Origin of the sequence: Nocardia sp. NBC_01388 (genome assembly GCF_045040085.1) — a bacterium.
In the GTDB taxonomy this organism is placed as follows: domain Bacteria; phylum Actinomycetota; class Actinomycetes; order Mycobacteriales; family Mycobacteriaceae; genus Nocardia.
The window spans coordinates 2,649,064-2,668,822 of the sequence record NZ_CP109553.1; the positions used below are offsets into that span (position 1 = coordinate 2,649,064).

A 19,759-nucleotide genomic window follows, 5' to 3' on the forward strand; every position below is an offset into this window, starting at 1 on the left:
TGCTATTCTCTCCGAGAGAGAGCAGTAATTGCAAGGAGGATGTGGGATGCAGATCAAGGGAAACTCGGCGCTGGTGGTCGGTGGTACCGGCGGTTTGGGTGAGGCCACCGTGCGGCGGCTGCATGCGGCCGGGGCCGAGGTAGTCGTGGCCGACGTCGCCGACGACAAGGGCAAGGAGCTCGAGGCGGAGCTCGGCATTCACTTCATCCATACCGACGCCACCAGCGAGGAATCGGTACTCGCAGCTATCGCGCTCGCGGAATCCTTGGCGCCGCTGCGTATTTCGATCGACACCCACGGCGGCCCCGCCACCGGCGGCCGCCTGGTCGGCAGGGACGGCTCACCGCTGCCGCTCGACGGCTTTCGCACGACCGTCGAGTACTACCTGACCGCGGTCTTCAACGTCCTGCGGCTCTCCGCGGCAGCCATCGCCAGAACCGAAGCGCTGGAGGAGGGTTCGAGAGGTGTCATCGTCAACACCGCCTCCATCGCCGCCTATGAGGGCCAGATCGGGCAGCTGCCCTACGCCGCCGCCAAGGGTGGTGTGGTCGGCATGACACTGGTGGCAGCTCGTGATCTGTCCCCGCTCGGTATTCGTGTGGTCACCATCGCACCGGGCACCTTCAACACCCCGGCCTACGGCAAGGCTGCCGAGCAGTTGGAAGCCTATTGGAGCAAACTGGTTCCGCATCCGCAGCGGATGGGCCGCTCGCCCGAGTACGCACTGCTGGTGCAGTCGATCGTCGAAAACGACTACCTCAACGGCGAGGTCATCCGCCTCGACGGTGCGCTGCGATTCCCGCCGAAGTAGGCGCCGAAAGAACGTGATGCGCGTCGCACCCTCTCCTGGCGGGCGTGCATCACCACGGCCTGTGGCCCCGGGAATCCATCCCTGGGCCACAGGTATCTGTCCGGCGTCGCGTCAGCCCTTCTCGGCGGCGAGCTGCTCGATGATGGCGTGGAAATCCGGGTGCTGGAACGAGATCTCCTCGGCGGTGGTCGCGTAGTCGAGGGCTGCCAGCACCGCACGTTCCAGATGCAGGTTCAACAGCCGCTTGGTGCTCTCGACCGCCTGCTGCGGCAGTCCCAGAATGCGTTTGGCGCAGGCGAGTGCCTCCGACAACGGGTCCGCCACCACATGATTGACCAGACCCATCTCGCGGGCCCGCTCGGCGGGGATGCGCGCACCGGTGAGCGCGTACTCCTTGGCCAGCAGCAGGCTGGTGTGCAGCGGCCAGGTCAGCGGACCGCCGTCGGCCGCCACCAGACCGACTTGCACGTGCGGGTCCTTCAGATAGGCGGTCTCGGCGATATAGACGACATCGCTGAGTGCCACCAGGCTGCACCCCAGGCCGACTGCCGGACCGTTGACGGCCGTGACGATCGGCATCCGGCAGCGTGCCATGCCGAGCACGATGTCCCGGCCGTGCGCGATGGTCTTGGAGCGCAATCGCGAATCATGGGCCAGCTCGGCGAGATAGTTGAAGTCACCGCCGGCCGAGAAGGCGGTACCGCTGCCGGTGAGCACGGCCGCGCGCGCGTCGCGGTCGTCGGACAGTTGCGGCCAGAGTTTGGCCAGCCCGGTGTGCAGGGCGTCGTTGACGGCATTGAGCGCGTCCGGCCGGTTGAGGGTGATGACGCGGAGCGGGCCGTCCGCGGTGACGGTGATTTCTTCAGGCATGTCGTACACGGTCAGACTTCCAATCCGAGAATGCGCGAGGCGATGATGTTCTTCTGAATCTGCGAGGTACCGCCCATGACGGACTGCGCACGGCTGTACAGGTAGGCCCCGAACAGTTCGGGGTCGCCGGTTCCGGTGACGGCGAGCGCGGCGTGTCCGACCGATTGCTCGACCCAGGTCATGAGCAGCTTGTCCAACGATCCTTCGGGGCCGTGCGAGATGCCGTCCAGCTGTTCGGACAGGCGCCGCCGCACGTGCAGGCGCAGCATCTCGGTTTCGACTGTCGCCCAGGCGAGTTCGGCAGGCGGCGCGCCCTCGACGCGGGAAGCCAGCTGGCGCACCAGTTTTCCGTATCGCGCCGCATAGCCCAGGGTGGCGGGCTCGCGTTCGTGGCCCACCACGGTCATGGCCAGTTTCCAGCCTTCGCCGGGCGCGCCGACCATCTGGTCGGCCGGAACGATCGCACCGTCGAACTCGACCTGGCCGAACTCCGTGGTGATACCGCTGATCATGCGCAGCGGCCGCTGCCGCACACCCGCCTGCTTCATGGAGATGACGAACGCCGAAATGCCCCTGTGCCGTGGCGCTTGCGCGTCGGTACGGGCCAGCAGCAAGCACCAGTCCGCGACATCGGAGTAGCTGGTCCAGATCTTGTGACCGTGGATGACGTAGTGGTCACCCGCGCGGGTCGCGGTGGTGCGCAGGGAAGCCAGATCCGAGCCCGCACCGGGCTCGCTGAAGCCCTGACACCAGCGTTCGGTGCCATTGATCATGCCCGGCAGGAAGCGCCGCTGGGTCTCGATGCTGCCGTGCCGCCCCAAACCGCTGACCAGGTAACCGAGGCTGGGACGCGGTGGCGCGCCCGCGGCGGTCAGCTCCTCGTCGAGGATGACGTCGTACACCGGCGGCAACTCCTGCCCGCCAGCCTCTTTCGGCCAGGACAGCCCGAAGAAGCCTGCCTCGTACAGGGCACGATGCCACTCCCCCTGTTTCGCCCAGTATTCGTCACCGGAGGTGGGGAACCGTCCCGCAACCTCGCCGAGCCAGTCCCGCAGCCGGGACCGGAATGCCGCCTCCTGCGGCGAATCACGATAGTCCACAGTCGATTTCCTCCAGTCGGACAGGGAACAGTTCGGTCGAGACCAGAGCACGCCGTAGATAGAGGTGTGCGAGACACTCCCAGGTATTGCCGATGCCACCGTGCACCTGGATCGAGGTCTCGCAGACTGTGCGCGCGGCACGGGCGCAGTACACCTTGGCGATGCGCGCGGCACGGACCGCCTCGTTCGGAGCAAGCGCGTCCACCGCCCACGCGGCGTGGCGCAGCACACTGATCGATCCCTCGATGAGCGCGAGCCCTTCTGCCAGCAGATGCGCGACGGCCTGATAGGAGCCGATCGTCTTGCCGTACTGCTCACGGACTTTCGCGTACTCGGTGGCCAGCGCATGCGCACCGCGGGCGACGCCGACCAGATCGGCGGTGGTGGCCACCAGGGCCAGCGCGTGCCACTGTCCGGCCTGCCCTTCGGACAGTTCACCGATGGGGCGCAGCGGCCGGCGGATCTCGGCGTCGGTGCGAGTCGGGTCGGCCCCCGCGTAGAGCGGGCCCACCTCACCCGCGAGCAGGTTCCGTTCGTCGAGAACCAGCACGCTGTGGCTGCCGCGAGCGTCCACGGCCCGGTCGCCGACCGAAATGGTCCAGCGCCGATCATCGCCGAGCCCGTGCCCGCGCAGATCATCGGCCAGGACCGGGCCCAGGAACGGCACATCGACCAGCCTCCGGCCGAATTCCTCTGCCACGAGGGCGATTTCGATGCCGGAGGCGCCGTCCGAGCGCAATGCTCGCCACCCCGCCGTATCGAGGGCCTTCTCCAGTCGGGCGATCCGGGCCCGGTCCTCGAGATCCGAGACAGATCCGGGACCGAGATCATCGGCGAGTTTGGCGGCGGCATCGCGCAGCTGTCGCTGCTCACTCGTCAGACGTACATCCATAGCGCTCCTTCAGAACCCGGCGCAGAACCTTGCCGGAGGGAAGACGGGGAATCTCCGGCGCGAACACCACTCGGCGCGGCCGTTTGTACGAAGCGAGCCGCGCGCCGATGAAGGCGACGAGCTCGTCGGAGCCGATCGCCCCCGACGCCGTGACGACGGCGACGATCGCCTCACCGTCGGCGGTATCGGGTATCCCGAACACCGCGCAGTCGACCACGGCGGGATGCGTGTGCAACACGGCTTCCACTTCGGCGGGCGCGACCTGGAAGCCGCGCACCTTGATCATTTCCTTGAGCCGATCGGTGAGTCGCAACCAGCCACGGGTATCGAGGGACCCGATATCACCGGTGCGGTACCAGCCGTCCCTCATGACCGAGTCGGTCGCGGAGTCGGGCAGATATCCGGCCATCAGCGCCGCCGATCGCGCGTGAATCTCCCCGATCTCGTCCGGCCCCAGCACTTTTCCGGTTTCCGGCGACACCACCCGCACCCGTACTCCGGGTACCGGCCGGCCGACACTGTCCAGGCGCGGTCGCTCGATCGGATTGCACGCGATCACGGGAAGCTCGCTGGTCCCGTAGGCAGGTACCCATCCGACTCCGGTGCGGAGTGTGACAATCTCGGCGATGCTCGCCGAGACCGGAGTCGCACCCCACATGATGTAGCGCAGCGAGGACAGATCGTAGGACTCCAGATCAGGGTGAGCGGCCAGTGCCAAAGCGATCGGCGCAACGGCCATTTCCACTGTGATGCGGTCTTTTTCGATGTGCCTGAGCATCAGATCCACATCGAATCGCCGATGCAGGCGCACCCGGGCTCCGGTCCGCAGCGCCAGCAGAATATTGAGCAAACCCAGAATGTGGGACGGTGGGGTGAGCACTTGAATGCGGTCCTGCGCGGTGAATCGCAATGCGTCGCGCCAGTGCTCGACGGCCGCGCTCAGCGAAGCATGCGTATGGCGCACCGCTTTCGGTAAACCTGTTGTGCCGGAACTGAACACCAGAACCGCGTCAGTGCCGGGATCGGGCGCGCGATAGATCGCGTGAGCGGGATATATCGAATCGTCCAACGACAGCATCGGCATCAGTCCGGCCAGTACCGGGTGATCGCCCAGAGCGTGCGCGGGCTGCGCGATCGCCAGCGCGTGTTCCACCTCGGCCCGCTTCCACGCCGGACTGAGCAGGACGACCGCCGCTCCGATCCGCCAGACCGCGTACACGGCGATCACGAATTCCGGCCGGTTCGAGGACATCAGCGCGACGCGGTGCCCGCGTCGGACACCGCGGGCCCGCAGGGTCGCGGCGAGCCCACCGGCCAGTGCCTCGAGTTCCGGCAGGGTGTACTCGCGCTCCTCGTAGACGAGCGCCACCGAATCCTTCATGTTCCGGACCTACTCCGCCGGCGAATCGCTGTACTCGCCCAGGCGTGGCGGTGGTCCGTACCCGGGGCGATAGCCGCCGATCCGGATGGGACTGCCGATCAACCGGTAATCGCCCGCTGTCACGACAGCGTCGGGGGCGAGCTTCAGCGCGTCGGGAAGCGTGCGCACCGCCGCGGCCGGGACACCCAGCGGCCGTAGTCTTTTCTCCCAGCTATGGGCGGTATCGCCGGCCAATGCCGTGGTAACGACGTCGAGGACGTCCGCGCGGCGGGCGGAGCGCTCGGTCATCGTCGTGAAGCCCTCGATTCCGGTCTCACCGGCGAAGGATTTCCAGAACCCGTCGTGCGTGATGAACAGCGCAAGGTAACCGTCCGCAGTCGGGAACAGTTGCGCCGGAACGTAATACGAATGCGCGCCGAACGGCCTGCGCTGCGGTTCGGCACCGGCGTTCAGATAGGCGGAGGCGTGATAGTTCAGCTGCGAGAGCATGACATCGCGCAGTGACACCTCCACCTGTCCACCCCGGCCGGACACAATCTGGGCAAGCAGGCCGAGCGCCGCAGTCAGTCCAGTGGAATTGTCGGCCGCCGAATACCCCGGCAGCGTGGGCGGCCCGGCCGGATCGCCGGTCAATGCCGCGACGCCGGTTGCCGCCTGGATGACGTAGTCGAATGCCGGATGATCGCCCGCGTCGAGGCCGAAGCCAGTGATGGCGACGCAGACGAGGCGTTCGTTCCACCGCCGCAGCGCATCGTAGGTGAGCCCGAGCCGGTGGATCGCCGACGGCTTCAGATTCACCAGCAGCGCATCGGATGCCGCTGCCAGCGCACCCAGCGCCTCCTGCCCCGCCCGGTCGTTGAGATCCAAGCGGACGCTGCGTTTGCTTCGGTTGAGGCTGGCGAAGTAGGAGTCGCCGACCTGCCGGGAGATATCGCCCGCCGGCGGTTCGATCTTGATGACCTCCGCGCCGAGATCGGCCAGCATCAAGGTGGCATAGGGCCCAGCCAGCATGGTGCCGACCTCGAGCACCCGGATACCGGCCAGGGGTGCGGTCACCGCAATTCCTTTGCCAAGGTCGCGAGCATCTCCCGGGTGCGGCGCTTGGAGGCCACCAGTTCGTCACGATCGTTCCCCAGGGGCAGCAGCCGCACCGAAAGATCGGTCGCGCCGGCCGCTGCGTAGCGGCGCAGTCCTGCCGCGATGGCCTCCTCGTCGCCCGCGATGCAGAGGTCACCGATATCATCGGCGGCCCCCTGCTCGAGCAGCCGCTGATAGTTCGGCGACACCTCTGCCTCGCCCAGGATGCGGTTGGCGCGAGCGCGAGCTTCGTCGACTTCACTTGGGCGGCAGAGGCATACGGGAAGACCGGCGACGATGCGCGGCGCGGGGCGTCCCGCGTCGGCGGCCGCCTTGGTGATCTTGGGGACCACATGGTCGGCGATCGCGCGTTCGTCCGCCATCCACAGAATGGTGCCGTCGGCCTGTTCGCCCGCGATGCGCAGCATGACCGGACCGAGCGCGGCGATCAGCACCGGCAGCGGTGCGACCGGTCCGAGATCGAGCGGATTGTGGACCGTGAACGATTCGTTCTCCACCTCGACCTGGCCCGGACCGCTCAGGCCCGCCCTCAGCACCTCGAGATAATCGCGGGTGTAGGCCGCGGGCCTGTCGTACGGCAACCCGAGCATGTCCCGCACGATCCAGTGGTGCGACGGCCCGACCCCGAGCGCGAGCCGGCCACCGGCCGCGGCGTGCGCGGAAAGCGCCTGCCGCGCGAGCGCTATCGGGTGCTGCGCCTGCAACGGCACCACGGCCGTGCCCAATTCGATGCGGCTGGTCCGCATTCCCATGAGAGCCACGGTGATCAGGGCATCGAAGTCGGTCGGGAGCTGCGGGATCCAGGCGGTGTCCAGGCCCGCCGATTCGGCCCATTCGATATCGGCCAGCATGCGGGAGAGCTTGCGCGCGGAGTCGCCCTTCTCCGGACCGATCATTACTCCGATACGCACGATTCCTCCACTGCCTGTCCGTGTTCGGGGTCGGTGCTCCCGGTCAGTACTCGCATCTCGGTGACGAGGACCTCCAGCGCGGTTCCGGTCGGAAATACCGCTGCCGCACCGGCTTCCAGCAGTTTGGATACGTCGCTACCCGGGATGGTGCCGCCCACGACCACCGCGATATCGCCGGCGCCGGCGGCGCGCAGCGCGTCCACCACCCGGGTGGTCAGCGCCACGTGCGCGCCGGACAGAATGCTGAGGCCCACCACCGCGACGTCCTCCTGCATCGCGATCGACACGATGTCCTCGATCCGCTGGCGGATCCCGGTATAGATCACCTCGAATCCGGCATCGCGCAGGGTGCGGGCGACGATCTTGGCGCCGCGATCGTGCCCGTCCAGACCGGGCTTGGCGACCAGTACGCGCGCGGCCATCAGAACACCACCGGCTGCTGGAATTCGCCCCAGACGTGTTTGAGCGCAGCGGTCATTTCCCCGACCGTGCAGTAGGCGTTGACGCATTCGATGAGCGGATGCATGAGGTTCTCTGTTCCTTCCGCGGCGCGCGCCAGCGTGGCCAGGGTGGTGCGAACGGCCGCGGGATCGCGTTCGGCCTTCACCCGGGCGAGCCGCTTCAGTTGCAGATCCCGCCCTTCCGCGTCCAGTTCATAGGTGGAAATCTCGGGTGCGGGTTCCTCGGAGACGAAGCGGTTCACCCCGACGACGGGGCGCTCCCCACCTTCGACCTCCCGGTGCAGCTGATACGCCTCGTCGGCGATCATGCCCTGCAGGTAGCCGTCCTCGATCGAACGCACCATGCCGCCATGGTTTTCCAGGTCGGTCATGATCTCGATGATGCGTTCCTCGGTCGCGTCGGTGAGGGCCTCGATGAAGTAGGAGCCGCCCAGCGGGTCCGCGACGCGGGTGACCCCGGTTTCGTAGGCGAGGATCTGCTGGGTGCGCAGCGCCATGGTCGCCGACTCTTCACTGGGGAGCGCGAACGGCTCGTCCCAAGCGGCGGTGAACATCGATTGCACCCCGCCCAGTACCGCGGCCATGGCCTCGTAGGCCACCCGGACCTGATTGTTCTGGGCCTGAGGGGCATACAGTGACGCTCCGCCGGCCACACAGCCGAAGCGAAACATCGAAGCCTTGTCCGCTTGCGCGCCGTACCGTTCGCGCACGATGGTGGCCCAACGGCGGCGTCCCGCACGGTATTTGGCGATCTCTTCGAAGAAGTCGCCGTGGGTGTAGAAGAAGAACGATATCTGCGGCGCGAACTGGTCGATGGTCATGCGCCCGCGTTCGACCACGGTATCGCAGTAGGTCACGCCGTCCGCGAGGGTGAAGGCCATCTCCTGCACCGCGTTCGCGCCCGCATCGCGAAAGTGCGCGCCCGCCACCGAGATCGCGTTGAAGCGCGGCACCTCCGCGGCACAGAACTCGATGGTGTCGGCGATCAGGCGCAGCGACGGCTCCGGAGGCCAGATCCAGGTGCCGCGTGAGGCGTACTCCTTGAGAATGTCGTTCTGGATCGTGCCGGTGAGCTTTTCCCGTGGCACGCCCTTCTTCTCCGCCGCGGCGACGTACATGGCCAGCAGGATCGCGGCGGTGCCATTGATGGTGAAACTGGTGCTGATCTTCTCCAGCGGAATACCGGCGAAGAGCACCTCGGCGTCGGCGAGGGTGTCGACGGCGACACCGACCCGGCCCACTTCCTCCCCCACTTCCGGATCGTCGGAGTCGTAACCACATTGGGTCGGCAGGTCCAGTGCCACCGACAGTCCGGTGCCGCCCTGTTCGAGCAGATACCGGTAGCGGCGATTGGACTCTTCAGCGGTCCCGAAGCCGGAGTACTGGCGGAACGTCCAGAGCCGCCCCCGGTAGCCGGAGGCGAAGTTGCCGCGTGTGTAGGGAAACTCGCCCGGTGCGGGCGGGTCGGCACGCCGGTCGTCCGGTCCGTAGACCGGCCGCAGCGGGATGCCGGATGCGGTGGTGACATGGTCGTTCATTGTTGAATACCGTACTTGCAGAAATGGAGAATGCCAATACCATCAAGCGCAAACGGACTGGCGCGAGGAGAATAATGACCGGCAAGCAGCAACTTTTCACCGACCGCACCATGGTCATATCCGGCGGCAGCCGGGGCATCGGACTGGCCATCGCGCTGGCGGCGGCGCGCCAGGGGGCCAATGTGGTGGTACTGGCCAAGACCGCCGAACCCCACCCGCGCCTGCCCGGCACGGTGCACACAGCGGTGGCCGAGCTCGAGGCCGCCGGCGGCAAGGCGGTCGCGGTCGTCGGGGACGTGCGCAACGAAGACGATGTACGACGCGCGGTAGAGACCGGCGTGGACCGCTTCGGTGGCGTCGACTTCTGCATCAACAACGCCAGCGCGATCACCACCGCCCCCACCGCCGAGTTGACGGCTAAGCGGTTCGACCTCATGCAGGAGGTCAATATTCGCGGCACTTTCCTATTGACCCGGGCCTGCCTGCCGCACCTGCGCCGCGCCCCGAACCCGCACGTGCTCACGGTGTCACCGCCACTGAACCTGAGTCCGCGCTGGCTGGGTGCGCACCCGGCGTACACCCAATCCAAATACGGCATGACTCTGCTGTCGCTCGGCTGGGCCGCCGAGTTCGCCGCCGACAAGATCGGCGTGAACTGCCTCTGGCCGCAGACCTACATCGCCACCTCGGCCGTGGCCAATATGCCTGACGGCCAGAAACTACTCGCTTCCGCACGCGACCCGCGGATCATGGGCGACGCCGCGGCCGAAATCCTCTCCCGCCCAGCGGAACACACCACGGGCAACTGCTACGTCGACGCCCGCGTGCTCATCGATTCCGGCGTAGCGGAGCTGTCCGGGTACGGCGGCGGCGACCGGCCGATCCCGGACATGTTCCTCGACTGAACCACTGCGCGTTGACTAATTTCCACCGACATGGAAATCTGTTATCCAGTTTAGGAGAATCCCATTCTCATGACAGGAGGGTACGAATGCGCCTGCCCCCGTTACCGGCCGACCGCTGGGACGACCGGACCCGCGCCGCGTTCGGGCGACTGCTTCCCATGGCACGCCGGAATCCCGAGGGCGCCGGGCCCGCAATGTCGGTTCTGGCGAACCACCCGGACCTGACCGAGGCGTTCCTGGGCTTCAGCGTGTATCTGCTGTTCCAGTCCAGCCTGCCGGCCCGGATCCGCGAACTGGCGATCCTGCGCGTCGCGCATCAGACCAATTGCGCGTACGAGTGGAAACACCACGCCGGGTTCGCGGCGACGGCGGGACTGACCGCAGCGGATATCGCTGCGGTCCAGAACGGCACCGCCGCAGCAGAATTCGATCGTGTCGTCATTGCTGCGGCGGACGAGCTGCTCGAGAAATCCACACTGTCGGACCACACCTGGACAGCGCTGAGCGAACAGCTGAGCGACCGCCAGCGCATGGATCTCGTCTTCACCGTCGGCGGGTACAGCCTGCTCGCCATGGCATTCAACACCTTCGGCGTCACGCCCGAACACGAAAGGTAACCCGGTGGCCCATTTCACCAAGCCCGAATCGGGTAGCTGGACCGAGCAGTATCCACAGCTCGGCACCGGCCCCATCGATTACACCGACTCCATCGATCCGGCCTTCTACGAGGACGAGCGCAATGCCATCTTCAAAAAGAGCTGGCTCAATGTCGGCCGCGTCGAACGGCTACCGCGCGTAGGCAGCTACTTCACTCGCGAATTGTCCTGCGTGGGTACCTCTCTCATCATTTCCCGGGGCTCCGATCAGGAGATCCGCGCCTTCCACAACATCTGCCGCCATCGCGGAAACAAGCTGGTGTGGAACGACTTTCCGAATGAGGAAACCGCGGGCTCGTGCCGGCAATTCACCTGCAAGTACCACGCGTGGCGCTACAGCCTCGAAGGCGATCTCACCTTCGTGCAGCAGGAGAAGGAATTCTTCGATCTCGACAAGAACGACTATGGGCTCAAGAGTGCGCGCTGCGAGGTGTGGGAGGGGTTCATCTTCGTCAACCTCGACCCGGAGGCCGCGCCGCTCGAGGAATATCTCGGGCCGATGCTCAAGGGCGTCGAGGGCTATCCGTTCCACGAGATGACAGAGGTCTACACCTACAAGGCCGAGATCGGCAGCAACTGGAAGCTGTTCATCGACGCCTTCGCCGAGTTCTATCACGCACCGATCCTGCACATGAAGCAGGCGACCAAGGAGGAGGCCGACAAGCTCGCCGGATTCGGCTACGAGGCACTGCATTACGAGCTGTCCTCACCGCATTCGATGATCTCGTCCTGGGGCGGTATGGCGCCGCCCAAGGATCTGAACATGGTCAAGCCGATCGAGCGGGTTTTGCGCAGCGGACTGTTCGGCCCGTGGGACCGGCCCGATATCGAAGGCCTCGACGAACTGCCCGCCGGTCTCAATCCGGCCCAGCACAAGGCCTGGGGCGTGGACGAATTCGAGATATTCCCGAACTTCTCCCTGCTGTTCTGGGCGCCGGGCTGGTATATCACCTATCACTACTGGCCGACCGCGGTGAACAAGCACATCTTCGAGGCGAACCTCTACTTCGTTCCGCCGAAGAACGCGCGCGATCGCATGGCCCAGGAATTGGCCGCGGTGACCTTCAAGGAATACGCGCTGCAGGACGCCAACACCCTCGAAGCCACCCAGACCATGCTCGAGACCCGCACCGTCTCCGAATTCCCGCTCAACGATCAGGAAATTCTGCTTCGTCATCTGCACGTGATCGCACAGAACAAAGTCAAGGAGTACCGAGATGCCGCTGCTGCCAGCTGAATTCGCCGATCTCGAGCCCTTCGCGGCCGAGTGGTGCCTGGCCACCGAACCGGAGCGTTACGCCAAGCGGCTGGCCTCGACCATGCCACAGATGCAGGAGTTCTACGACGCCGCGTTTCCCCGGCTCGAGGCGGCGCTCAACTACTGCGACAAACACGAGTGGCCGGACCTGCCCCAGGACGCGCGGGCTCTGTTCCACCTCATGCAGTCGCTGGTGATGGCCTCGTTCCCGATCGAGGTGTGGAAGCAGCCACGAGTACCCGACAGCGGCGCGGCCTGGGCCACGCTGATCAACGAGCCGGTGGTCTGAGCGGACCAATCGTCCGACACAAGGAGAAAAGAATGCCCAAGGGATATGTGATCTTCACCGAGGACATCAAGGACCAGGCGGGTATGGCCGAATACGCCCGCGCCGCACAGTCGGCCATGCGCGGTGGCGGCCTGCGCCCCCTGGCGGTCGATACCGCACCGAGCGTGCTCGAGGGTGAATGGCACGGCAACCAGACCGTCATCCTCGAATTCGATTCGGTCGAGGCGGCCCGTACCTGGTACGAGTCCCCCGACTATCAGCACGCGGCGAAGCTGCGTCGGGCGGCGGCGGACACCAATGTCGTCATCGTCGCCGGTTTCGAACCGCCGAAACGCGAAGCGTCACAACCATGATCACGGTGCGGGCAGCGGGACTGCTCGATGTCGACACCGGCGAGATCGTCCGGCCCGGCATTCTGCGCATCGACGGCGAGCGCATCGCCGGCGTGGGCGGCGAGCCCGAGGGCGAAATCCTCGAACTCGGTGAGCTGATTCTGCTGCCCGGACTGATGGACATGGAGGTCAACCTCCTGATGGGCGGGCGCGGCGAAACCGGCCTGGCCTCCAGCGTGCAGGACGATCCGCCACTGCGCATGCTGCGGGCGGTCGGCAATGCCCGCCGCACCCTGCGCGCCGGTTTCACCACGGTGCGCAATCTCGGCCTGTTCGTGAAAACCGGCGGTTATCTCCTGGATGTCGCGCTCGGCCGCGCCATCGACGGCGGCTGGATCGAGGGGCCGCGGATCGTGCCCGCCGGGCATGCCATCACCCCGACCGGCGGCCATCTGGATCCGACCATGTTCGCCGCCTTCGCGCCCGGCGTATTGAACCTGACCCTCGAGGAGGGCATCGCCAATGGCGTCGACGAGGTGCGCAAGGCGGTGCGGTACCAGATCAAGCACGGTGCGCAGCTGATCAAGATCTGTGTTTCGGGCGGCGTCATGTCACTGACCGGAGCGCCGGGCGCACAGCACTATTCGGACGAGGAACTGCGCGCGATCGTCGACGAGGCACACCGGCGCGGGCTGAAGGTGGCCGCGCACACCCACGGCGCGGAGGCGGTCGAACACGCCGTCGCAGCCGGAATCGACTGTATCGAACACGGTTTCCTCATCGACGACAAGGCGATCAAGGCGATGGTGGCGGCCGGGACCTGGCTGGTTCCCACCACCCGGCTCGCCGATGCCATGGATGTGTCCAAGGCCGCCCCGGCCCTGCAGGCCAAGGCCGCCGAAATGTTCCCCAAGGCCCGCACGTCGGTCCTGGCCGCCTACCGAGCGGGTGTGAAGATCGCGGTCGGCACCGATGCGCCCGCGATCCCGCACGGCCGCAATGCCGATGAGCTCGTCGCACTGGTCGACCGTGGGCTCCCCCCGCTGGATGTCATCCGTGCGGGGACCGTCCGCGCGGCCGAGCTGATCGGCGTCACCGACCGGGGCCGGCTCGCCGAGGGACTGCTGGCCGACATCATCGGCGTGCCGGGAGATCCGTTGCAGGACATCACCGTTACCCAGCGGGTGCAATTCGTCATGAAAGGCGGCAAGGTCTATGTCCAGAATTGAGGACCTCCTCGAGATCCAGCAGGTGCTGGCCCGCTACGCGGTGACCATCACCAAGGGCGATATCGCGGGCGTGCTGGCGGTGTTCACCCCCGACGGCACCTACAGCGCCTTCGGGGACACCTACACCCTCGACCTGTTCCCGGAACTGGTGGCCGCCGCCCCCAAGGGCCTGTTCCTCACCGGCACAGCGGTTCTCGACATCGACGGCGATACCGCCGAGGGCACCCAACCACTGTGCTTCATCGACCAGAGCACCCACGACATGCGCATCGGCTACTACACCGATGCGCTCGTGCGGACCGAGGACGGGTGGCGAATCCGCACCCGCAGAATGACCTTCATCCGCCGCAGCGGCGTCCACGATTCCGGCATTCCGCACGCCTTCGAGCGTTCGAGGACATGAGCGGTCCGAATCTCATGACCATCAACGAATTTCGCACGCGCCTACAGGCTTGGCTCGCAGCGAACGACCTGTCCCCCGGGCCCGATCATTCGCTCGACGGACAGGTCGCGCAGCTGGCCCGCGTGCGCGGCGCGCTGTACGACGCGGGGTGGATGCGCTACGGCTGGCCCACCGCGGCCGGCGGGCTCGGCGGGCCGGCCGTGCTGCGCGCGGTGCTCGGCGAGGAGGTCGCCGCACGGGACCTCGCCGAGCCCGGAATCTATTCCATGATCGAGGTACTCGCCCCGACCATGATCTCCTATGCCCGCCCCGAGTTGGCCGCGGACATGGTGCCGCGACTGCTGTCCGGCCGCGAACAGTGGTGCCAGGGCTTCTCCGAACCCGGCTCCGGCAGCGACCTGGCCTCGATCACCACGAAAGCGGTTCCCCGCGAACAGGACTGGGTGATCAACGGCCAGAAGGTCTGGACCAGCCTGGCGCAGTACTCGTCGCGCTGTGTCCTGCTCACCCGCACCGCACCGGGCCATGACGGCATCACCGCCTTCTTCGTCGACATGGACTCCCCCGGCATCACCGTGCGGCCGCTGCGCACCATGCACGGCATCGACGAATTCGCCGAGGTCTATTTCGACGATGTGGTCGTACCCGCCGATCGGATGCTCGGCAAGCCCGGCGACGGGTGGCGGGTGGCCATGGATCTGCTCCCCCACGAGCGCTCGGCCTGCTTCTGGCATCGAATCACCTACCTGTTCACCCGCCTCGATCGCGTCCTGGCGCACACCGCCATACCCGATGACGCCGAACTCGGCGAGGCGTATCTGGCGCTGCACACCGTGCGCTGCCGATCCCGCACCACGCAGCGGCGACTCGCGGACGGTGCGCAGCTCGGACCGGAGACCTCCATCGACAAGGTGCTGCTGGCCACCGCCGAACAGCGACTCTTCGATACCGCACGCGATCTGCTGCCCGGGGTCCTGGAACTGTCCGACCCCGAGTGGCGCACCGAGTACCTGTACTCGCGCGCAGCGACCATCTACGGCGGCACCGCCGAGATCCAGCGCAATATCATCGCGCGCCGCCTGCTGGATCTCGGAAGGGACTGAGCCATGCCAGATTTCGACACCGCCGGGGACGAACTCGTGCTGCTCGAACAGACGGTGCGCAAGACCATGCTCGCCGCCTCGGGCGCCGACCTCGATCACGCGCTGGCCGAGCTCGGCTGGCTCGACATGCTCACCGATATCCCGAATATCGCGATACCGCTGGTTTTCCGGCTGCTGGGCGAGACCGGTGCGCACGCACCACTTCTCAACGACGTCATCCATCACGCCGTGGGAATGCCCCTGGTCGGCACCACACCGCTGCCTTTCACCGGCGGCACCTGGCTCGTATGGGAACGCACCGACCGGCCCGGGCGGACCGTCGACGAGCAGCTTCCACTGCATCCGATCTCCCTCGCGGAACTTACCGGCACTTCGGCCATCGACCGCGCCGACGGCCATTCGCCCACCCGTCATGACCCGCTGGCAGCCGGCCGCCGCGCCCTGGCCTGGTGGCTCGTGGGCAGCAGCCGCGCCATGCTGACGCTGGCTCGCCGACATGCGTTGGAGCGCACGCAGTTCGGCCGGCCGGTCGCCGCATTTCAAGCCGTCCGCCACCGCCTCGCCGACGCCCTGGTCGCGATCGAAGGTGCGGAAGCAACCCTCACCGTCGCCGACGACGACCTCGGCGCACTGCTGGCCAAGGCCGCGGCCGGGCGGGCCGCACACCTCGCGGCCCGGCACAGCCAGCAGGTGCTCGGCGGAGTCGGCTTCACCGCCGAGCACGACCTGCACCGGCACCTGCGCCGCACCCTGGTGCTGGACGGATTGCTCGGAAGTACCAGAGAACTCGTGCGCGAGGCCGGGCTCATGATTCGCACCGAGGGCGCAGCCCCCCGGCTGGCGCAGCTGTAATACGACCATCGATAGCGGAGGAATTGGTTCCCATGGCCCGACCCCCCTCGTTCCAGCGGGCGACCGTCACCCGGATCATCAAGGAGAGCGCGGACTCCCGCACCTTCGTCCTGGCCCCACACGATGAACCGCTCGACTACCAGGCCGGTCAGTTCTGCACGTTCCGGGTGCCGGTGGACGGCACGAACCTGTACCGGTCCTACTCGATGTCGAGTGCCCCGGACACCGACCGCGAACTCATGACGACCGTCAAGCGTGTACCGGGCGGCCAGGTGTCGAACTGGCTGCACGACAACGTCTCCGAGGGTGACGAGCTCGAGATGAGCAGGGCGGCGGGCCGATTCTGCCTGCGCCCGGCCCAGGTCCCGCTGCTCGGCTTCAGCGGCGGCAGCGGCATCACCCCGGTCCTGTCGCTGACCAAGAGTGCGCTGGCGACCACCGAGCGCCGAGTTCGCCTGCTGTGCGCGGATCGCGACCAGCCCTCGGTGATCTTCGAGGCGACGCTCGGCGCACTGGCCCAGCGCTATCCCGGGCGACTGGAGGTCATCCGCCATCTCGACTCCGATCGCGGCTTCCTCACCCCGGATCTGGTGCGCGCGTTCGTGGGTGCGGACACCGGCGCCGACTCTTACATCTGCGGGCCGGAAGCCTTCATGGAGATGATCGAGAATGCCCTGCCCGGGCCGGGTCTCATCTTCAGCGAGCGATTCGGCGCCCCCGCCCCGGCCATACCGGCATCAGCCCCCGAGGTCGCGGAGCTCGCGGACTCGACCACCCGCTCCGCCGCGGCCGCCCAGACCGGAACAGTGACGATCCTGCTCGACCGCAAGAAGGTATCGGTGCCCAGACGCGCCGGGGAGACGCTGCTGCAAGCCGCACGACGGGCCGGGCTCACCCCGCCGTTCTCCTGCGAGCAGGGCAATTGCGCGACCTGCATGGGCCGGGTCACCGAAGGCACCGCCACGATGGCGGTGAACGACGCGCTGACCGAGGACGAGGTCGCCGACGGCTACGTGCTCACCTGCCAGGCCGTCCCGGACGGGCCCGCGGTCACGGTCCGGTACGAGTAACCACCCCGAAACCACTTGACGTTGAACAGCATTCGAAGTTTCACGAGAAATGGAGGACGGCACATGGCCAAGGCACTCGCACCCGGGGTCTCCACGTGGCCCGACGACGATCCGCAACTCATCGGCAGCGGCTGCGGCAGCTGCGAGGCGGTGACCTGGCCCCGCCAGCAGCGCTGCCCCCGATGCAGCGGCCCGGACATGACCGATCGGCTGCTGCCTCGGCGGGGCACGCTGATCGCCTGGACCACACAGGGATTCGTACCCAAGCTGCCCTATGCCGGCCAGGAGACGGGCGAATCGTTCGAGCCGTTCGGCGTCGGGCTGGTGCAGCTCGGTGACGAGGTACGCGTCGAAGCCCGGCTCACCGAAGCCGATCCAGACCGCCTCCGTGCCGGAATGGCCGTCCAGCTGGCATTCGTGCCGCTGTATGCCGAGACCGACGGGACGGAGGTCATGACCGTGGCCTTCGCACCGGTATGACCGCGGCATTCGGATGAGTAGAGGAGTATCCCCATGAACGACGTTGCCATCATCGGCATCGGTATCCACCCGTTCGGCCGTTTCCCCAAGACAGCGATGGAAATGGGTGCGGAGGCCATCCAGGCCGCCCTCACCGATGCCGGAATCGCCTGGAAAGACATTCAATTCGGATTCGGGGGCAGTTACGAGGTGAGCAACCCCGATGCCGTCACCCGCCTGGTCGGGCTCACCGGGATCCCGTTCACCAATGTGTTCAATGCCTGCGCCACCGCGGCCAGCTCGATCGAGCAGACCGCCGAGTCGATCCGCTCGGGCCGCTACGACGTCGGCATCGCGATCGGCATGGACAAGCATCCCCGCGGCGCCTTCACCGACGACCCGGCCAAACTCGGCCTGCCCGGGTGGTACGCCGAGAACGGGCAGTTCGTCACCACGAAGTTCTTCGGCATCAAGGCGAACCGGTACCTTCAGGACCACGGCATTTCCCAGCGGACCCTCGCCAAGGTCGCCGCGAAGAACTACCGCAACGGGGCGCTCAACCCGAATGCGTTCCGGCGCAAGCCGATCGGCGAGGACGAGATCCTGAACTCGCCGATGCTGAACTATCCGCTGACGCACTACATGTTCTGCACCCCCGACGAGGGGGCCGCCGCTGTCATCATGTGCCGCGCCGACATCGCCAAGCGCTACACCTCCACCCCGGTGTACCTGCGGTCCTCCGCGATCCGGACCCGCAGGTACGGGGCCTATGAGGTGCACAGCACCTGGGCCGCCGTCGACGAGGATGTCTCACCTACCGTCTACGCTTCCCGCGACGCCTATGCGGCCGCGGGCATCGGCCCGGAGGACGTCGACGTCATCCAGCTCCAGGACACCGATGCCGGCGCCGAGGTGATCCATATGGCCGAGAACGGCTTCTGCGCGGACGGCGACCAGGAGAAGCTGATCGCCGAGGGAGCCACCGAGATCGGCGGACGACTGCCCGTCAATACCGACGGCGGCCTCATCGCCAACGGCGAACCGATCGGCGCGTCCGGTATTCGCCAGGTCTACGAACTGGTGCTGCAATTGCGCGGCCAGGCGGGCGATCATCAGGTACCGGGTAAGCCCAAGGTCGGTTACGCGCAGGTCTACGGTGCGCCCGGCACTGCCGCGGCATCGATTCTGTCCCTCTGAGCCCGCCCCGGCACTACACGACGCTGCCGCCGCCCCATTCCGGGCGGCGGCAGCGTTGTTCAATACTGCAGTAGCGCAGGCTATTTGAGCATGCTCCCCGCATCGATCGGCAGCGGGACACCGGTGACGTAGCGCGATTCGTCGGAGGCCAGGAACAACACCGCGTTGCTGATGTCGACCGACTCCACCCACGGCACGGGCAGGACGTGGAACATCCGGCAGATGGGTTCGAGGTCGGCCGGACCCGGGTTCTCCAGGTCCGGGCGGAAGAGCTTATAGGTGCCCTCGTTCATGACCATGGGGGTATTCACATGCGTCGGATGCACCGAGTTGACGCGAATCGCATGGTGCCCCAGCTCGACCGCGAAGGTGCGCATCAGACCGACCACGCCGTGCTTGGCCGCGACGTAATGCCCGACATTCGGGTAGGCCTTGAGACCACCGACCGAACTGGTGAGAATGATCGAACCACCTCGCTCACCCGAGACCAGGTGCGGGATAGCGGCTTTCACGCTCTTCCAGACACCTCCGAGATTGACGTCGATCATGTCCTGCCAGAGGGTTTCGTCGAGTTCGCTCAGCTGTCCGCCCTCGTTGCCGATCCCGGCATTGGCGACCACGATGTCCAATCGCCCGAGCTGTTCGACGCCACTGTCCACCGCCGCCTTCAGCGCCGCGTACTCACGCACATCGACCTCGGCGGTGACGACACGCCGGCCCTCGGCTTTGACCAGTTCCGCGGTGGTCGCGAGATCTTCGGGCGTGGACATCGCGAACGGCACATTGTCGAGCTGCTTACAGACATCGACCGCGATGATGTCCGCACCCTCCTGCGCCAATCGCACCGCATGACTGCGGCCTTGACCACGCGCCGCACCCGTGATGAATGCGACCTTTCCTTCGACCCGTCCGGTCATTGGTTCCTCTATTCATTGTGTCGCCGA

22 protein-coding genes are annotated in these 19,759 nt (G+C 66.6%); 13 read left to right on the top strand and 9 right to left on the bottom strand.

Annotated elements, in window-relative coordinates; translation table 11 throughout:
• The first annotated feature begins 46 nt into the window (after positions 1–46).
• Positions 47–811, top strand: a complete 765-nt coding sequence (locus OG716_RS12910; protein ID WP_405137883.1) for an SDR family NAD(P)-dependent oxidoreductase — start codon at positions 47–49, stop codon at positions 809–811.
• 111 nt (positions 812–922) lie between these two features.
• Here the strand turns inward: OG716_RS12910 and OG716_RS12915 are convergent, their stop codons facing one another.
• The 8 genes from OG716_RS12915 to OG716_RS12950 are packed head-to-tail and all read right to left on the bottom strand — an operon-like array spanning position 923 to position 9,062.
• Positions 923–1,690 (bottom strand): enoyl-CoA hydratase/isomerase family protein, encoded by a 768-nt coding sequence (locus OG716_RS12915; RefSeq protein ID WP_405137884.1) that lies wholly within the window; start codon positions 1,688–1,690, stop codon positions 923–925.
• 2 nt (positions 1,691–1,692) lie between these two features.
• Positions 1,693–2,781 (bottom strand): acyl-CoA dehydrogenase family protein, encoded by a 1,089-nt coding sequence (locus tag OG716_RS12920; protein WP_405137885.1) that lies wholly within the window; start codon positions 2,779–2,781, stop codon positions 1,693–1,695.
• Entirely contained in the window at positions 2,768–3,673 is a 906-nt protein-coding gene (locus OG716_RS12925; RefSeq protein ID WP_405137886.1) for an acyl-CoA dehydrogenase family protein, read from the bottom strand. The genes OG716_RS12920 and OG716_RS12925 overlap by 14 nt, the downstream gene beginning before the upstream one ends.
• Positions 3,651–5,054 (bottom strand): class I adenylate-forming enzyme family protein, encoded by a 1,404-nt coding sequence (locus tag OG716_RS12930; protein ID WP_405137887.1) that lies wholly within the window; start codon positions 5,052–5,054, stop codon positions 3,651–3,653. The genes OG716_RS12925 and OG716_RS12930 overlap by 23 nt, the downstream gene beginning before the upstream one ends.
• 9 nt (positions 5,055–5,063) lie before the next feature.
• Positions 5,064–6,110, bottom strand: coding sequence for a CaiB/BaiF CoA transferase family protein (locus OG716_RS12935; RefSeq protein WP_405137888.1), 1,047 nt, complete (start codon positions 6,108–6,110; stop codon positions 5,064–5,066).
• On the bottom strand, positions 6,107–7,063 hold the full coding sequence (locus OG716_RS12940) for an LLM class F420-dependent oxidoreductase (protein WP_405137889.1): 957 nt from the start codon (positions 7,061–7,063) through the stop codon (positions 6,107–6,109). The genes OG716_RS12935 and OG716_RS12940 overlap by 4 nt, the downstream gene beginning before the upstream one ends.
• Entirely contained in the window at positions 7,048–7,485 is a 438-nt protein-coding gene (locus tag OG716_RS12945) for a cobalamin B12-binding domain-containing protein (RefSeq protein WP_405137890.1), read from the bottom strand. The genes OG716_RS12940 and OG716_RS12945 overlap by 16 nt, the downstream gene beginning before the upstream one ends.
• Positions 7,485–9,062 carry a methylmalonyl-CoA mutase family protein gene (locus OG716_RS12950; protein WP_405137891.1) on the bottom strand — a complete coding sequence of 526 codons (1,578 nt, stop codon included), beginning with the start codon at positions 9,060–9,062 and terminating at the stop codon, positions 7,485–7,487. The genes OG716_RS12945 and OG716_RS12950 overlap by 1 nt, the downstream gene beginning before the upstream one ends.
• A 74-nt stretch (positions 9,063–9,136) precedes the next feature.
• On the opposite strand from OG716_RS12950, the gene OG716_RS12955 reads away from it, so the two are divergent.
• From OG716_RS12955 to OG716_RS13010, 12 genes are all read left to right on the top strand, one after another.
• Positions 9,137–9,967, top strand: a complete 831-nt coding sequence (locus OG716_RS12955; protein WP_405137892.1) for an SDR family oxidoreductase — start codon at positions 9,137–9,139, stop codon at positions 9,965–9,967.
• Positions 9,968–10,053: 86 nt separating this feature from the next.
• Positions 10,054–10,584, top strand: coding sequence for a carboxymuconolactone decarboxylase family protein (locus OG716_RS12960; RefSeq protein WP_405137893.1), 531 nt, complete (start codon positions 10,054–10,056; stop codon positions 10,582–10,584).
• Between the two features lie 4 nt (positions 10,585–10,588).
• Positions 10,589–11,860 carry an aromatic ring-hydroxylating dioxygenase subunit alpha gene (locus OG716_RS12965; protein WP_405137894.1) on the top strand — a complete coding sequence of 424 codons (1,272 nt, stop codon included), beginning with the start codon at positions 10,589–10,591 and terminating at the stop codon, positions 11,858–11,860.
• On the top strand, positions 11,841–12,170 hold the full coding sequence (locus OG716_RS12970) for a hypothetical protein (RefSeq protein ID WP_405137895.1): 330 nt from the start codon (positions 11,841–11,843) through the stop codon (positions 12,168–12,170). Before OG716_RS12965 ends, OG716_RS12970 begins: the two co-directional genes overlap by 20 nt.
• A 32-nt stretch (positions 12,171–12,202) precedes the next feature.
• Positions 12,203–12,523, top strand: coding sequence for a DUF1330 domain-containing protein (locus tag OG716_RS12975; protein WP_405137896.1), 321 nt, complete (start codon positions 12,203–12,205; stop codon positions 12,521–12,523).
• On the top strand, positions 12,520–13,731 hold the full coding sequence (locus OG716_RS12980; RefSeq protein WP_405137897.1) for an amidohydrolase family protein: 1,212 nt from the start codon (positions 12,520–12,522) through the stop codon (positions 13,729–13,731). The genes OG716_RS12975 and OG716_RS12980 overlap by 4 nt, the downstream gene beginning before the upstream one ends.
• Positions 13,718–14,134: a nuclear transport factor 2 family protein gene (locus OG716_RS12985; RefSeq protein WP_405137898.1), complete on the top strand. Its 417-nt coding sequence runs from the start codon at positions 13,718–13,720 to the stop codon at positions 14,132–14,134. The genes OG716_RS12980 and OG716_RS12985 overlap by 14 nt, the downstream gene beginning before the upstream one ends.
• A 14-nt stretch (positions 14,135–14,148) precedes the next feature.
• Entirely contained in the window at positions 14,149–15,237 is a 1,089-nt protein-coding gene (locus tag OG716_RS12990; protein WP_405139655.1) for an acyl-CoA dehydrogenase family protein, read from the top strand.
• Positions 15,238–15,240: 3 nt separating this feature from the next.
• Positions 15,241–16,089 (top strand): acyl-CoA dehydrogenase family protein, encoded by an 849-nt coding sequence (locus tag OG716_RS12995; protein WP_405137899.1) that lies wholly within the window; start codon positions 15,241–15,243, stop codon positions 16,087–16,089.
• 32 nt (positions 16,090–16,121) lie between these two features.
• Positions 16,122–17,159, top strand: a complete 1,038-nt coding sequence (locus tag OG716_RS13000) for a 2Fe-2S iron-sulfur cluster-binding protein (RefSeq protein ID WP_405137900.1) — start codon at positions 16,122–16,124, stop codon at positions 17,157–17,159.
• Between the two features lie 63 nt (positions 17,160–17,222).
• Positions 17,223–17,639 (top strand): Zn-ribbon domain-containing OB-fold protein, encoded by a 417-nt coding sequence (locus OG716_RS13005; protein WP_405137901.1) that lies wholly within the window; start codon positions 17,223–17,225, stop codon positions 17,637–17,639.
• Between the two features lie 33 nt (positions 17,640–17,672).
• Positions 17,673–18,815, top strand: coding sequence for a thiolase family protein (locus OG716_RS13010; RefSeq protein ID WP_405137902.1), 1,143 nt, complete (start codon positions 17,673–17,675; stop codon positions 18,813–18,815).
• Positions 18,816–18,895: 80 nt separating this feature from the next.
• Here OG716_RS13010 and OG716_RS13015 read toward each other — a convergent pair whose 3' ends face one another.
• Complete coding sequence (locus OG716_RS13015) at positions 18,896–19,732, bottom strand: mycofactocin-coupled SDR family oxidoreductase (RefSeq protein ID WP_405137903.1); 837 nt, start codon at positions 19,730–19,732, stop codon at positions 18,896–18,898.
• Positions 19,733–19,759: the final 27 nt, after the last annotated feature.

Coding starts and splice junctions, on each gene's coding strand:
- OG716_RS12910 (WP_405137883.1), top strand. CDS start 47: ATGCAGATCAAGGGAAACTCGGCGCTGGTGGTCGGTGGTACCGGCGGT.
- OG716_RS12925 (WP_405137886.1), bottom strand. CDS start 3,673: ATGGATGTACGTCTGACGAGTGAGCAGCGACAGCTGCGCGATGCCGCC.
- OG716_RS12930 (WP_405137887.1), bottom strand. CDS start 5,054: ATGAAGGATTCGGTGGCGCTCGTCTACGAGGAGCGCGAGTACACCCTG.
- OG716_RS12945 (WP_405137890.1), bottom strand. CDS start 7,485: ATGGCCGCGCGCGTACTGGTCGCCAAGCCCGGTCTGGACGGGCACGAT.
- OG716_RS12950 (WP_405137891.1), bottom strand. CDS start 9,062: ATGAACGACCATGTCACCACCGCATCCGGCATCCCGCTGCGGCCGGTC.
- OG716_RS12955 (WP_405137892.1), top strand. CDS start 9,137: ATGACCGGCAAGCAGCAACTTTTCACCGACCGCACCATGGTCATATCC.
- OG716_RS12960 (WP_405137893.1), top strand. CDS start 10,054: ATGCGCCTGCCCCCGTTACCGGCCGACCGCTGGGACGACCGGACCCGC.
- OG716_RS12970 (WP_405137895.1), top strand. CDS start 11,841: ATGCCGCTGCTGCCAGCTGAATTCGCCGATCTCGAGCCCTTCGCGGCC.
- OG716_RS12975 (WP_405137896.1), top strand. CDS start 12,203: ATGCCCAAGGGATATGTGATCTTCACCGAGGACATCAAGGACCAGGCG.
- OG716_RS12980 (WP_405137897.1), top strand. CDS start 12,520: ATGATCACGGTGCGGGCAGCGGGACTGCTCGATGTCGACACCGGCGAG.
- OG716_RS12985 (WP_405137898.1), top strand. CDS start 13,718: ATGTCCAGAATTGAGGACCTCCTCGAGATCCAGCAGGTGCTGGCCCGC.
- OG716_RS12990 (WP_405139655.1), top strand. CDS start 14,149: ATGACCATCAACGAATTTCGCACGCGCCTACAGGCTTGGCTCGCAGCG.
- OG716_RS12995 (WP_405137899.1), top strand. CDS start 15,241: ATGCCAGATTTCGACACCGCCGGGGACGAACTCGTGCTGCTCGAACAG.
- OG716_RS13000 (WP_405137900.1), top strand. CDS start 16,122: ATGGCCCGACCCCCCTCGTTCCAGCGGGCGACCGTCACCCGGATCATC.
- OG716_RS13005 (WP_405137901.1), top strand. CDS start 17,223: ATGGCCAAGGCACTCGCACCCGGGGTCTCCACGTGGCCCGACGACGAT.
- OG716_RS13010 (WP_405137902.1), top strand. CDS start 17,673: ATGAACGACGTTGCCATCATCGGCATCGGTATCCACCCGTTCGGCCGT.
- OG716_RS13015 (WP_405137903.1), bottom strand. CDS start 19,732: ATGACCGGACGGGTCGAAGGAAAGGTCGCATTCATCACGGGTGCGGCG.